The 13,594-nt window shown below is 71.1% G+C and carries 10 protein-coding genes, 1 pseudogene and 1 riboswitch; of the genes and pseudogenes, 3 read left to right on the forward strand and 8 right to left on the reverse strand.

Annotated elements, in window-relative coordinates:
• Positions 1-1,037: pseudogene (locus ISU10_RS17005) on the reverse strand (hypothetical protein); the annotation flags it as partial.
• 189 nt (positions 1,038-1,226) lie between these two features.
• Positions 1,227-3,467, reverse strand: a complete 2,241-nt coding sequence (locus ISU10_RS17010) for an NADP-dependent isocitrate dehydrogenase (protein WP_194697620.1) — start codon at positions 3,465-3,467, stop codon at positions 1,227-1,229.
• Between the two features lie 96 nt (positions 3,468-3,563).
• Here ISU10_RS17010 and ISU10_RS17015 point away from each other — a divergent pair, with 96 nt between their 5' ends.
• Positions 3,564-4,577 (forward strand): MIP/aquaporin family protein, encoded by a 1,014-nt coding sequence (locus ISU10_RS17015; protein WP_267239184.1) that lies wholly within the window; start codon positions 3,564-3,566, stop codon positions 4,575-4,577.
• Between the two features lie 88 nt (positions 4,578-4,665).
• Here the strand turns inward: ISU10_RS17015 and ISU10_RS17020 are convergent, their stop codons facing one another.
• Positions 4,666-5,424, reverse strand: a complete 759-nt coding sequence (locus tag ISU10_RS17020; protein ID WP_194697621.1) for a hypothetical protein — start codon at positions 5,422-5,424, stop codon at positions 4,666-4,668.
• A 68-nt stretch (positions 5,425-5,492) separates the two neighbouring features.
• Between ISU10_RS17020 and ISU10_RS17025 the strand changes: the two genes are divergently transcribed.
• Entirely contained in the window at positions 5,493-6,506 is a 1,014-nt protein-coding gene (locus ISU10_RS17025; protein WP_194697622.1) for a malate dehydrogenase, read from the forward strand.
• Positions 6,507-6,608: 102 nt separating this feature from the next.
• On the opposite strand, the gene ISU10_RS17030 is transcribed toward ISU10_RS17025, so the two are convergent.
• The 5 genes from ISU10_RS17030 to ISU10_RS17050 all read right to left on the reverse strand — a co-directional run bounded on the left by ISU10_RS17030 (position 6,609) and on the right by ISU10_RS17050 (position 11,577).
• Positions 6,609-7,043, reverse strand: coding sequence for a DUF3017 domain-containing protein (locus ISU10_RS17030; RefSeq protein ID WP_370865581.1), 435 nt, complete (start codon positions 7,041-7,043; stop codon positions 6,609-6,611).
• A gap of 30 nt (positions 7,044-7,073) precedes the next feature.
• A complete protein-coding gene (locus ISU10_RS17035) occupies positions 7,074-7,919 on the reverse strand; it encodes a bifunctional methylenetetrahydrofolate dehydrogenase/methenyltetrahydrofolate cyclohydrolase (RefSeq protein ID WP_194697623.1) in 846 nt (281 codons plus the stop codon).
• An 82-nt stretch (positions 7,920-8,001) separates the two neighbouring features.
• Positions 8,002-9,576, reverse strand: coding sequence for a bifunctional phosphoribosylaminoimidazolecarboxamide formyltransferase/IMP cyclohydrolase (gene purH / locus ISU10_RS17040; protein ID WP_194697624.1), 1,575 nt, complete (start codon positions 9,574-9,576; stop codon positions 8,002-8,004).
• 28 nt (positions 9,577-9,604) lie between these two features.
• Positions 9,605-9,682, reverse strand: a riboswitch (ZMP/ZTP riboswitch).
• Position 9,683: 1 nt separating this feature from the next.
• Positions 9,684-10,319, reverse strand: a complete 636-nt coding sequence (gene purN / locus ISU10_RS17045) for a phosphoribosylglycinamide formyltransferase (RefSeq protein ID WP_194697625.1) — start codon at positions 10,317-10,319, stop codon at positions 9,684-9,686.
• Positions 10,320-10,329: 10 nt separating this feature from the next.
• Positions 10,330-11,577, reverse strand: a complete 1,248-nt coding sequence (locus tag ISU10_RS17050) for a cell division protein PerM (protein ID WP_194697626.1) — start codon at positions 11,575-11,577, stop codon at positions 10,330-10,332.
• 113 nt (positions 11,578-11,690) lie between these two features.
• Here ISU10_RS17050 and ISU10_RS17055 point away from each other — a divergent pair, with 113 nt between their 5' ends.
• Positions 11,691-13,562, forward strand: a complete 1,872-nt coding sequence (locus tag ISU10_RS17055) for a SigE family RNA polymerase sigma factor (RefSeq protein ID WP_194697627.1) — start codon at positions 11,691-11,693, stop codon at positions 13,560-13,562.
• The last annotated feature ends 32 nt before the right edge of the window (positions 13,563-13,594 follow it).

Genomic DNA, 13,594 nt, shown 5'->3' on the forward strand with positions numbered 1-13,594 from the left:
AACCGGACGTACCAGGTCATCGCCTCGGGCGGGTCATGCCCATCCACGGCCGGGACGGTGGTCGGGTCGGTCAGGTCGAGGACCGGCCGCACGACGATCCTGGTGTCGACTCCGAGCCAGTCGGCGACCCAGGTCTTGACCAGGTTGGTGGTCGCAGTCCCGTATCGGCCCGCATCGACCGGGCCGATGACCCCACGGGTGGCCAGGTCGGCCAGGGTGGCCAGGTCCAGGGTCAGCACCAGATCCGCCCTGCCGGCACGGCCGGTCGACTCACCTGTCGTGCCCCTGTCGCGGTTCAACAGGGCCAGGGCGGCTGCGGGGTCGGCCAGGATCCCGACCGCCCGAGCCCGGCGCACCTCGAACCCCTCACCATCACCCGGCTCCCCCAGCACCGCGGCGACCCGGGACAGGGCCTGGTCGAACGCGACCCCATCGGCCACATCCAGGTCACCGACCAGTTCGAGGGTGGCCGGGGTGCGTCCGGGACGGACCTCCACCCGACGCGAGGCCAACGCGTTCTGTTCGTCGGCGGCGGCGCGGTCGGGGTCCTCATAGAGGCGGACCTCGTCGACCACCCGCCGGATGAACGGCCGGGTCAGCTTCCCGCCACCGCGCAGCATCTTGTCCACCCGACGCGCCCCGTCCATGGACACGTCACGGGTCTGCTCAGCCAGATACCGCCCCAACGACACCGACAGCCGCAGCTCTTGGATGTCGCGGTAGATGTGCGGCAACCGGGCGGCCAGCTCCAGGGCATCGCCCATCAGCTCCGCGACCGTCTCGGTCTTCCACCCCAGCACCGCGGCCAGCTCGGCCGGTGCGAACTCCGCCACCCACGGGGCACCCTCACCAGCGAGCGGGATCAGGTCCTCCCCGAAGCACCAGCCCGCCGCGTCCTCGGCCTCGCTCACCGGATGCAGCAGCGCCCAGTCCGCAGCGGTCGCGAGCAGGTCCGCATCGGCGCGCATCCGCCGGGCCACCGCGTCCTTCGCCGCCTCCAACACCCGCACCCGCGGGGAAAGCGGCGTCATCGTCATACCGATAACCCAACCAGGGACCACCGACAGCCCAGGCCCTCAGAACCCCTTATTCCACTGGGGTTTCTCCACGTTTCGGTAACAGCTGCTTGTTGCCTCACCGGGTTTCGAGACGGGCGCTAGCGCGCCCTCCTCAACCAACGACGGGGACCGGCCAGCGCGCCCTCCTCAACCAACGACGGGGCCTCCTCAACCAGCAGCGAGACTCGCGATGGCGTCGTTGAAGGTCTGGGAGGGCCGCATCACGGCTGTCGTCTTCTCGGGGTCGGGGCGGTAGTAGCCGCCGATGTCGACCGGTGAGCCCTGCACGCCGATGAGCTCGGCGGTGATGGCCTGCTCGTTCTCGGCCAGCGTCTTGGCCAGCGGCTCGAAGGCCGCGGCCAGCTCGGCGTCGTCGGACTGGCGGGCCAGCTCCTGGGCCCAGTAGAGGGCGAGGTAGAAGTGCGAGCCGCGGTTGTCGATCGAACCGACCTTGCGCGCAGGCGACCTGTTCTCGTTGAGGAAGGTGCCGGTGGCGCGGTCGAGGGTGTCGGCCAGCACCTTGGCCCGGGCGTTGCCGGTCGCCTCGGAGTAGTGCTTGAAGGACTCCGCGAGCGCGAGGAACTCGCCGAGGCTGTCCCAGCGCAGGTAGTTCTCCTTGACCAGCTGCTGCACGTGCTTGGGGGCCGAGCCACCGGCACCCGTCTCGAACATCCCGCCCCCGTTGATCAGGGGTACGACGGAGAGCATCTTGGCGGACGTACCGAGCTCGAGGATCGGGAAGAGGTCGGTGTTGTAGTCGCGCAGCACGTTGCCGGTCACCGAGATGGTGTTGAGGCCCTGCCGGATCCGCTCGACCGACAGTTTGGTGGCCTCGACCGGCGACATGATCCGGATGTCGAGGCCGGCGGTGTCGTGCTCAGGTAGGTAGGCGTTGACCTTGGCGATCAGGTTGGCGTCGTGCGCTCGCGTCTCGTCGAGCCAGAACACCGTGGGGTCGCCGGTGGCGCGAGCCCGCGACACGGCCAGCCGCACCCAGTCGCGGATCGGCACGTCCTTGGTCTGGCAGGCGCGCCAGATGTCACCGGCGTCGACATCGTGCTCGAGCAGGGTCTCCCCCGCGCCGTTGACCACGCGGACGGATCCGGGGGCCGTGATCTCGAAGGTCTTGTCGTGCGAGCCGTACTCCTCGGCCGCCTGGGCCATCAGCCCCACGTTGGAGACCGAGCCCATGGTGGCCGGGTCGTAGGCACCGTGCTCGCGGCAGTCGTCGATGACGGCCTGGTAGATGCCCGCGTAGGACGAGTCGGGGATCACCGCCAGGGTGTCGCCCTCCTGCCCGTCGGGTCCCCACATGTGCCCCGACGTGCGGATCATCGCGGGCATCGAGGCGTCGACGATCACGTCGCTCGGCACGTGGAGATTGGTGATGCCGCGGTCGGAGTCGACCATCGCCAGACGCGGGCCGGCGGCCAGCCCGGCGATCACTGCCTGCTCGACATCGGCGCCGCGCGGCAGGGTGACTGCCGCGGCCAGCAGGCCCGCGAGACCGTTGTTGGGTGAGATGCCGGCGTCGGCCAGCACCTCGCCGTACTCCTCGAAGAGCGCCGGGAAGAACGCGCGCACCACGTGGCCGAAGATGATCGGGTCGGAGACCTTCATCATCGTGGCCTTCAGGTGCACCGAGAACAGCACGTCGTCTGCCTTGGCCCGGGCGATCTGTTCGGTGAGGAACGCCCGCAGCTTGGCGACGTCCATGCGCGTGGAGTCGACGACCTCGCCGGCCAGCACGGGCACCGACTCCTTGAGCACGGTGACAGTGCCGTCCTCGTCGACGTGCTCGATGCGCAAGGTGTCGTCGGCCGCGATCACCACGGACTTCTCGCTGTGGCGGAAGTCGCCGTCGGTCATGGTGGCCACCTGGGTGCGCGAGTCCGGCGACCAGGCGCCCATCGAGTGAGGGTGGTTGCGGGCGTACCGCTTGACCGACTCGGGCGCGCGGCGGTCGGAGTTGCCCTCGCGCAGCACCGGGTTGACCGCGCTGCCCTTGATCTTGTCGTAGCGGGCCCGGGTGTCGCGGTCCTCGTCACTGCTCACCTCGTCGGGATATGCCGGCAGTGCGTAGCCCAGCGCCTGCAGCTCGGCGACCGCTGCCTTCAGCTGGGGGATCGAGGCGCTGACGTTGGGCAGCTTGATGATGTTGGCCTGAGGCGTCTTGGCCAGGGCTCCCAGCTCGGCCAGTGCGTCCGGTGTGCGCTGCTCCTCGGGTAGCCGGTCGGCGAACGCGGCGATGATGCGGCCGGCCAGGGAGATGTCGCGCGTCTCGACGGGCACGCCGGCTTGCGCGGCGTAGGCCTGGATGATCGGCAACAACGAGTACGTCGCCAGCAGCGGCGCCTCGTCGGTGTGGGTGTAGATGATGGCCGTGGTGGACGCGGACTCGCTGGACACGTTCGGACGCTAACAGGCGCGAGGACAGGTCCGCTCAACGGGCGCTCGACGGGCGTAGGCTGCTGGGCCTCGACATCGTCGGAAGGGGCCGCGGCCATGACCGAAGCGACAGCGACACCCCCAGCTCCTCCCACATCAGCCGATCCCACACCCGCCCAGAAGTTCGGGGCCGAGGTCGCCGGCACGTTCGTGCTCGTGTTCTTCGGCGTCGGCACAGCCCTGTCCACCGGGGCCGACGTGGTCACGACGGGACTGGCCTTCGGGCTCACGGTGCTGGTGATGGCCTACGCGTTCGGCAGAGTCTCGGGGGGTCACTTCAACCCGGCCGTCACGGTCGGCGCGGTGGTCAGCGGCCGGATGTCTTGGTCCCAGGTGCCCGCCTACGTCGGCGCCCAGCTCTCGGGTGCGATCGGGGCCAGCATCGTGCTGTGGGTGATCTGGCAGGGCATCCCCGGCTTCAGCTCCGACGGCGGCTTCGGTCAGAACTCCTTCGGCGACCAGGGCGGGTTCGGCTTCGCCTGGTGGGCGGCCTTCCTGCTCGAGGTGGTGACGGCCCTGGTCTTCCTGGTCGTCATCTTGGCGGTGACCGACGAGCGCAACGAGCACCCGGCACTCGCACCGCTGGCGATCGGGCTCTCCCTGGCGATGATCCACTTCGCGACGATCCCGCTGACCGGCACTTCGGTGAACCCGGCCCGCTCGATCGGCCCCGCGCTCTTCGCCGGTGGTGACGCGATCCTCCAGCTGTGGCTGTTCATCGTGGCCCCGCTGGTCGGCGGCGCCCTGGCGGGCCTGCTCTACCCCGCCGTGTTCGGTCGCCACAGCGAGCCGGTCGCGGGCTCGGGGCTGCGGTTCGGGCGTCGCGCACCTGCCGGCGCGGTCCCCGGCTACGGCGCGCCCGACGCCTACCAGCAGCAGTGGAACCAGCAGCCCGGCGACCAGCCCTATCCTCCCCAGGCACCTGCGCCCGGGCAGCCCTGGCCGCAGCCGGGCCAGCAGTGGCAGCCACCCCGAGACCCGCAGTACCCGAAGCCACCGCCCCAGCAGTCGTGGCCCCAACCGGGCGACCTGCCCGACGACGGGCAGACGCGGCCCCGACCGCCGGGCTAGCCCCGTCCGCCTGGCCCGTCCGCCTGGCCCGTCCGCCTGGCCCGTCCGCCTGGCCCGTCCGCCTGGCCCGTCCGCCTGGCCCGTCCGCCTATGCGGGAGGCGCTGACACACTCGCGAGGTCGAGGCTCCCGATGCCGCCGCTCCTCGCCTCCTGCACGAGACCGATGCCCTCGGCGTAGGCGCGCCGGAACACCGACTCACCTCCAGGCGCGTCTCCGGGCGTCTCGATCACCAGGAGGAGGCCGCCGAACGTGCCCGCCGGGACCGTTCGCTCCTCGTCCAGCGACAGCACGGTCGACCGTTCGGCGCCACTCGGCAGGAGCGCACGCACGTATCCGTCGCCGACCCGCGGCGAGGCAGGCATCGCCAGACCGGCCTCGGCGCCGTGTACGTCGGCACTCCAGGACTGCGAGAGCCCTCGCGTTGCAGGGGCCAGGCTGCGCGTGTCCTCGCCGAAGACCCAGACGTTGCCGCGCGAGTCCTGCGCGTAGTAGGCCTCGCCCTCGATGACCACGTCGCCACGCGCGTCGGTTCCGACGCTGTGCACGACCACGCAGGAGATGCGGGCGACGACCTGGGGCTCGTCCTCAACGCTGACCTCCAGCCCGCGCACGACGCTGCCCGAGACGTCGTAGCTCCACACCGTGCCGGGAGCCAGCGGGAGCCACGGGTTGTCGACGCGATCGACGAAGTCGTCAGGGTCGGGGTCAGGGGTCGGGATCACCAGCTCGTCGACACCACGCGGACCGATCTTCTCCGGGTTCGCCTGCCCCGCCGCACCGCAACCGGTGAGCAGGGCCAGCACCGCCGCCACGGGCACCACTCGCCGCAGTCCCAGGACAGACACGGCCCCAGGATGCCGCACGGACGGTGGCTGCTAGCGTCGCTGCCGATCGTCGACACCCAGGAGATGTCATGTCGCCCGCAACTGACCCCGCACGTGATCAAGCCCCGCTGAGGATCGCCGTCACCGGTGCCGCCGGCCAGATCGGCTACAGCCTGCTGTTCCGTCTCGCCAGCGGCTCGCTGCTCGGGCCGGACCGCCCCGTCGAGCTGCGACTGCTCGAGATCGAGCCCGCGCTCAAGGCGCTCGAGGGTGTCGTCATGGAGCTCGACGACTGCGCGTTCCCGTTGCTCGCCGGCGTCGAGACGGGCTCCGATCCCCGCAAGATCTTCGACGGCGTCAACCTGGCGCTGCTGGTCGGTGCGCGCCCTCGCGGTCCGGGCATGGAGCGCGGCGACCTCCTGTCGGCCAACGGAGCGATCTTCACCGAGCAGGGCAAGGCGCTCAATGACGTCGCCGCAGACGACGTACGCATCGGTGTCACCGGCAACCCGGCCAACACCAATGCGTTGATCGCGCTCAGCAACGCCCCCGACATCCCGAAGGAGCGGTTCTCGGCGCTGACCCGCCTCGACCACAACCGTGCCATCTCGCAGCTGGCCGCCAAGACCGGCGCGCCCGTCACCGACATCACCCACATGACGATCTGGGGCAACCACTCGGCCACCCAGTACCCCGACCTGTTCCACGCCGAGGTCGGCGGCCGCAACGCCGTCGAGGCAGTCGGCGACCAGGCCTGGATCGAGAACACCTTCATCCCGACCGTCGCCAAGCGCGGCGCCGCGATCATCGAGGCCCGCGGGTCGTCGTCCGCGGCCTCTGCCGCGAACGCGACCGTCGACGCGGCCCGCGACTGGCTGCTCGGCTCCGCCGAGGACGACTGGGTGTCGATGGCGGTCGTCTCCGACGGCTCCTACGGCGTGCCCGAGGGGCTGGTCTCCTCGTTCCCGGTCACCACCAAGCACGGTGAGTGGACCATCGTCGGCGGACTCGAGATCGACGACTTCTCGCGCGCGCGCATCGACGCGTCGGTCGCCGAGCTCGTCGAGGAGCGCGACGCCGTCGTGGAGCTGGGCCTGATCTGAAGGGGCCTGATCTGAAGGGGCCTGATCTGACGGGGCCTGATCTGACGGGGCCTGATCTGACGGGGCCTGATCTGAAGGGCCTGATCTGACGGGGCCCGCCGGTCAGGTGACCGGCATGTCCGGGATCGAGGTCGCCAAGAAGATCAGCGCGACACCCGCACCGGTCAGCAGCACGACGTCGATGAAGCGGTTGCGTACGGCGAGCATCCCCGCGTCGCGCTTGGCGAGCACCAGCCGCAGCAGTGCCGCCACGATCAGCGACCCACCCAGGATCTCGATGCCCAGCCGCCAGTCGCCGCGAGCCGCGACCACCAGCGCCGTGCCGGCAGCCGCCAGGATGCTGAGGTAGAACGCACCGCCGATGGTCGAGGGGTAGCGACGCGGCTCCTCGTCCAGTGGTGGCGCGTCCTCGGCGTCGACCGGGGCATCGTCCTCACCGGGCGCTACCGCAGCCGCGGGGTCGACCGGCTCGACCTCGAGGTCGATGGACTCGTCGGCCGCGTCGTCGGGGTCGGGAACCGCGCGGAGGTGCGCCACGAGGACTCACACTAGACGCCCGCTCGGACCTCAGCCCGCCGACGCCTCGGCGATCTCCACGATGTTGCTCAACAGCATGGCCCGCGTCATCGGACCGACGCCACCGGGGTTGGGCGAGATCCAGCCGGCCACCTCGGCCACGTCGTCGGCGACGTCACCGGCGACCTTGCCCTCGACCCGGGACACCCCGACGTCGAGCACGGCGGCGCCGGGCTTGACCATGTCACCCGCGATGATCCCGGGCACTCCGGCCGCCGCGACCACGATGTCGGCCTCGCGTACGTGCGCGGCGAGGTCCCTGGTGCCGGTGTGGCACAGCGTCACCGTGGCGTTCTCCGAGCGCCGGGTGAGCAGCAACCCGAGAGGACGACCCACCGTCAGGCCGCGACCGACCACGACCACCTCGGCACCCGCGATCTGCACGCCGTGACGGCGCAGCAGCTCGATGACGCCGACCGGCGTGCAGGGCAGCGGTCCGGCCTTGCCGAGCACCAGCTTGCCGAGGTTGGTCGGGTGCAGGCCGTCGACGTCCTTGTCGGGGTGCACCCGCGACAGCAGCGCGAACTCGTCGAGCCCCGTCGGCTGCTGGACGATGAAGCCGGTGCACTCGGCATCGGCGTTCAGCTCGTCGATGACCGCCTCGACCTCGGCCTGGGTCGCAGTGGCGGGCAGGTCGCGCCGGATCGAGTTGATGCCGATCTCCGCGCAGTCCTTGTGCTTGGCACCGACGTACCAGTGCGACCCCGGGTCGTCACCGACCAGCACCGTGCCGAGTCCCGGGGTGATCCCGCGCTCCTTGAGCGCCGCGACGCGTTCGGCCAGCTCGGCCTTGATGGTCTTGAGGGTCGCGAGGCCGTCGAGGATCTGGGCGGTCAAGGTGGGTCCTGTCTCTCGTTTCGGTGGGCAAGCTCTCGGTGGTCGACCCGCGCACCTACACGCTTCCCGCTGACGCGTGAAGCTAGTGCGCGAAGTGTCGCGTGCCGGTGAAGTACAGCGGGACTCCGGCCTTCTCGCAAGCCTCGATCGTCAGCTGGTCACGCAGCGAGCCACCGGGTTGCACGATGGCCCGCACACCAGCGTCGAGCAGCACCTGAGGTCCGTCCTCGAACGGGAAGAACGCGTCGGAGGCGGCCACGGAGCCCTTGGCGCGCTCGCCGGCACGAGACACGGCCAGCCCGCAGGAGTCCACCCGGTTGACCTGGCCCATGCCGATGCCGACAGCCGCACCGCCGTTGGCGAGGAGGATCGCGTTGGACTTCACCGCCCGACAGGCCTTCCAGGCGAAGGCGAGATCGGCCAGCGTCTCCTCGTCGGCGGCCGGCCCGGCCGCCAGCGTCCAGGTCGCGACGTCGTCGCCCGGGGCGTCGACGTGGTCGACCTGCTGCTGCAGCACCCCGCCCGACACCATCCGGAACTCGAACCCGGACTCGTCCTCGGGCCCGTCGCAGACCAGGATCCGCAGGTTCTTGCGGGCCTGCAGGATCTCCACCGCGCCGTCGTCGTAGGCAGGCGCGACGATCACCTCGGTGAACACCTCGGCGACCTGCTCGGCCATCGCCACCGACACGGCCCGGTTGGTCGCGATCACGCCGCCGAACGCCGAGACAGGGTCGCACTCGTGGGCCAGGCGGTGGGCCTCGGCGATGTCGGCGCCCACCGCGATCCCGCACGGGTTGGCGTGCTTGATGATCGCGACCGCCGGCTCGGCGAAGTCCCAGGCGGCCCGACGCGCGGCGTCGGTGTCGACGTAGTTGTTGTAGGACATCTCCTTGCCGAACAGCTGGGTGGCTCCGGCCAGGCCACCTCGTCCACCGGCGCCGTCGACGTAGAGGGCGGCGACCTGGTGCGGGTTCTCGCCGTACCTCAGGTCGGCAGCCTTGGTGAAGGTCGCACCTGCGAACTCCGGGAAGCAGGTCTCACCCTCCGGAGGGGACAGCACCCGACCCATCCAGGACGCCACCGCGACGTCGTAGGCCGCGGTGTGCGCGAACGCCTCGGCAGCCAGCCGTTGGCGCTGCTCGAGGGTGAAGCCGCCTGCGGCCACGGCGGCCAGCACCGCGTCGTAGGACGAGGGCGAGGTCACGATGGCCACCGACGGATGGTTCTTGGCGGCGGCCCGGACCATCGACGGCCCGCCGATGTCGATCTGCTCGACGCACTCGTCGGGGGATGCGCCGGAGGCGACCGTCTGGCTGAACGGGTAGAGGTTGGAGACCACCAGGTCGAAGGGCTCGACCCCCAGCTCCTCGAGCTGCCGCACGTGGGACTCGAGGCGACGGTCGGCCAGGATGCCGGCGTGCACCTTGGGGTGCAGGGTCTTGACCCGGCCGTCGAGGCACTCGGGGAAGCCGGTCAGGTCCTCGACCTTGGTCACCGGGATGCCGAGCGACTCGATGCGAGCCGCCGAGCCGCCGGTCGAGACGAGGGCCACGCCGGCCTCGTGGAGACCTCGCACGAGGTCGTCGAGACCGGTCTTGTCGTAGACGGAGACCAAAGCACGCTTGACGGGGATCTGGGTCGAGCTCGGGGACACGGGGACGCTCCTTCACAGCCACTATCGGAGCGGGCACCCAGGCGGGCGATGCCCACGACGTTCACTCCCCGGTGGTCACCCACCCGCGCCAGTCGTGTGAGGACACCTTAAGCAGTACCGGCCCCGATCAACACCCTGCGGCCCTCGACGGTCCAGCCCCGGCGTGCCATCCGTCCCACGGTCTCCACCAGCATCTTGCGCTCCTCGACCTTGATCCGCTCGTGCAGCGTCTCGGCGGTGTCGTCGTCGTGCACCCGCACCGTCCGCTGGTCGACGATGGGGCCGGTGTCGACGCCGCCGTCGACGACGAACAGCGTGCAGCCGGTGACCTTGACGCCGTACTCGAGCGCATCGGCAGGCCCGTGCATCCCCGGGAACGACGGGGAGAGGGCGGGGTGCGTGTTCAGCGTCCGTCCGGCGTGCTCGGCCAGGAACGCCGGCCCGAGCAGCTTCATGAACCCGGCGCAGACCACCAGGTCGGGGGCGTACGACGCCACCGTGGCCGCCAAGGCGACGTCCCACTCGGCTCGGCTCTCGTAGTCGCCGACCCGGTGCACGAAGGTCTCCACGCCCAACCGGTCGGCGCGGCGCAACCCCTCGATGTCGTCCCGGTCGGAACCGACCGCGACCACACGAGCGCCGTACGCCGGGTCTGCCGCAGCGTCGAGCAGCGCCTGCAGGTTGGTGCCCGAGCCGGAGACGAGGACGACGAGCCGACTGACCGGAGGGCGGGAGTCAGGCACGGGCCGGAGTCTAGAGAGCGGACTGCCGCCGCACGTAGCGGCGATAGGACCAGGTCGCCACCAGTGAGCCGACCAGGGCGCCGAGTCCCAGGGCGACGACGGCGTGGAGCACGACCTGGCCGGCGAACGGGCCGACGTCCTGCATGCGTCCGGGGCCGACAACGCCTCCGGCGAGACCCGCGAGCGCGCCGGTCAGCAGTCCCGCGAGGATCCCTCCCCCGCAGCCACGCACGGCCGCCTCCTCCCATCGGGTCGTGGGGTAGAGGCGATGCGTCACGGCCGCCGCGTAGGCCGCGACGACCGGCGGGACCAGCAGGAGCAGGGCCACCCAGCCGGCCGGCTGGCCGTCGTCAGGCAGCGCCGCGAGCATCGGGAACATCGGCACCGGCCCGAGCACCACCGCGGTCGGGCTGGCGATGGTGGCCGTGCCGACGGCGAACCCGGGGCCGAGCAGGTAGCTGGCCGCGAACAGCACCGCGTTGGGCAGTGCCAACAGGCTCACCCCGGCGTAGAGGCTCGCCTCCTCGGCGTTGGCGTGCAGCTCGGACATCACGTTGAGCGCGGCGCCGAAGTCGACGGCCAGCGCCAGGACGAAGGTGGCGAGCGAGGCCCACAGCAGCAGCGAGACGACCTTGAGGCAGACGGTCGCGGCCGCTCTCGCCGAGAGCGGGAGGTACGCCGTCCAGATGGCCGCGCGCCCCGCTCCGATCGCGATCGACGAGCCGCCCACCAGCGCGCACAGGAGCAGGGACCAGACCACGACCCGCAGGCCCGATGGCGGCGTCGTCTCGGCTCCCACGGAGCGCAGCGTCACCAGCGCCACGACCAGGTAGCCGGTGGTGAACATCGCCGTGGCCGCGGGAACGGTCCAGTCACGCACGCCGTCGGCGATCGCATCGGCATCGGGGCCGTGGCCGGACACCGAGTCGCCCACGCGATGCGCGATCCGCCAGACCGCCCAGGCACACACGACGCTGACCCCGAGCGGGATGGCGGAGATCGCGACGCCGGCCACGCTCGCCCCCGAGCCGTGACCCATCAGCCACGCGTAGGCGCCTGCACGCAGGCCGTCTCGCGGTGCCCCGTGGGCACCGGCATCGGTCAGGAACCATCCCGCGACACCTACCGCGAGGCAGACGAGCAGGGGTCCTGCCGCGGCCGCGGCCCCGCCGAGGAGCGCCAGCAGCACCAGCGGCCGCCGGTGCCGGGCATCGAGGATGCGCGGATCCGCGGTCCGGGCAGTCAGCAGGGAGGTCATCGCGAACATCCTCCCCACCAGCCGCCCGGGACCAGGTCAGCCACGCCGGGGACCGCCGGTTGGGAGGACAGCGATGTGCGCGCGGGCCCAAAGGTCCGTACCGTGGACGGGCCATGCCGACTGCCGCCGACGAGTTCGACGCGTTCTACAAGAACGCTCGCACCGTCTTGCTGCAGCAGACCTTCGCGCTGACCGGTGACCTGCCCGCCTCGCGCAGCGCCGTACGCGACGCGTTCGTGGCGGCCTGGCACCACTGGCGCAAGGTGTCGCGGCTCGAGGATCGCGACGCGTGGGTGCGCCCCCTGGCCTGGCGCTACGCGCAGCGGCGCCACTCGGCGCGCATCTTCCATCGCGACCGCAAGCTGGATCCCGACATCAAGGCCACCCTCGACGCCTTGGCCAAGCTGCCGCTGGCGCAGCGCAAGGTGCTCCTGCTGACCCAGCTGACCGACGTGTCGATGAGCGACATGGCCCGCGAGGTGGGGCTGCCACTGCACGAGGCCGAGCAGCGGCTGCAAACGGCGACCTCGCAGTTCTCGATCAGCCGCGACGTGCCGACCACCGCGATCCGGCCGCTGTTCGAGGCCCTTCTCGCACACGTCGACGAGGCCCGCTGGCCGCGCGTCACGATCGTGCGCCGGGCTGGCACCACCCGGCGCCGCACCCACACCGCCGTCGGAGCCGTCGCGGCGATGGGCGCCCTCGTGCTCGGCGGCGCCGTCGTGACCGACGCGCAGGGGGTGATGCCCTCGCTCGACAACGCCCGCAGCAACGGCGTCGCGTCCCTTCGACTCGGGCCGGACGACCAGAAACCGGCGGCCGGCGACGGCTCCGAGGCAGCTGACCCAGACGTACCCGCCGTCACCATCGACGACACCGACCTGGTCTCCCTGAGCCAGCTGGCCGCGCGACTGCCTGGCAGCTGGGAGCCCATCGACATGGCACCCGCCGAGAGCGGGATCCTGATGCCCTGCCAGTCGACCCGGTTCGCCGACCCGAGTGGCGTGGCGTCGGCTGCCCAGCGCTACAAGGCGCCCGCCGAGAAGGGCCGACCCTCACGCAACATGGTGCAGGCCGTCGAGGTGTCGACGACCAGCAGCGCGGCCGAGTCGGCGTACGACGCGATGCTCGGCTGGTTCGCCGGCTGCACCGATGCCCGGACCCAGCTCGTCTCGACCTACGACGTGGGGGCGGTCGGCGACGAGGCCAAGATCCTGGTGCTGCGGTCGTGGAAGCGTCCGGCCAGCACGATGGTCGCCGGCATCGCCCGCACGGGCCAGGCCAGCACCATCACCTTCACCCGCGCCCAAGACGTCCACCGAGCCGACGTCGCTCGGGCGGCCGGCCTGCTGGCCGACGCCGTCAACGGGTTGTGCGGCCTGCCCGGCACGGCCGCGTGCGCCGAGAAGCCCCAGGTCACCACCGCTCGCCCGGTGCCGGTCGGAGCCGTGCCGTCGATGCTGCTCGAGGTCGACCTGCCCCCTGTCAGCCGGGTCGACCGACCCTGGATCGGCACGGAGGCCAAGGTCGCCCGTTCCAACCTGGCTGCCAGCCGCTGCGACGGCACCCGCTTCGACGTCAAGGCGATGAGGCGGAACATGACGCGGTCGTTCGTGATCCCCGAGGCGCGGCTCTCCGACCTCTTCGGCCTCACCGAGTCCGTCGGCCTACTGCCCGAGAGGCAGGCCAGCCAGTTCGTCGACACCGTCCGCAAGAAGCTGCGCTCCTGCGAGGACCGCCAGCTCGGCACCGAGGTGGTGAAGGTCGGTGACCTGTCGACTCGTCACCAGGACCTCACGGTCTGGCACGTCACCACCGAGATCAGCGACAACCAGACGATGACCTACCTGATGGGCATCATGCGCCAAGGCGGCGCGGTGGCCCAGGTCGGCTTCGTCCCCGACGGCAAGGTGCAGATGGCTCCCGGCGCCTTCATCGCCCTCGCGCACCGCGCGCTCGACCGCCTCCCTGAGCTGACGGGCTGAGACACCGCTGAAGGTGGCGCATACTCACTCAG

The sequence above is a fragment of the Nocardioides agariphilus genome (genome assembly GCF_015352445.1).
Classification (GTDB): Bacteria; Actinomycetota; Actinomycetes; order Propionibacteriales; family Nocardioidaceae; genus Nocardioides; species Nocardioides agariphilus.

Excerpts from the sequence above, each read along its gene's own strand:
- ISU10_RS17015 (WP_267239184.1), top strand. The coding sequence starts at position 3,564 with ATGACCGAAGCGACAGCGACACCCCCAGCTCCTCCCACATCAGCCGAT.
- ISU10_RS17025 (WP_194697622.1), top strand. The coding sequence starts at position 5,493 with ATGTCGCCCGCAACTGACCCCGCACGTGATCAAGCCCCGCTGAGGATC.
- ISU10_RS17050 (WP_194697626.1), bottom strand. The coding sequence starts at position 11,577 with ATGACCTCCCTGCTGACTGCCCGGACCGCGGATCCGCGCATCCTCGAT.
- ISU10_RS17055 (WP_194697627.1), top strand. The coding sequence starts at position 11,691 with ATGCCGACTGCCGCCGACGAGTTCGACGCGTTCTACAAGAACGCTCGC.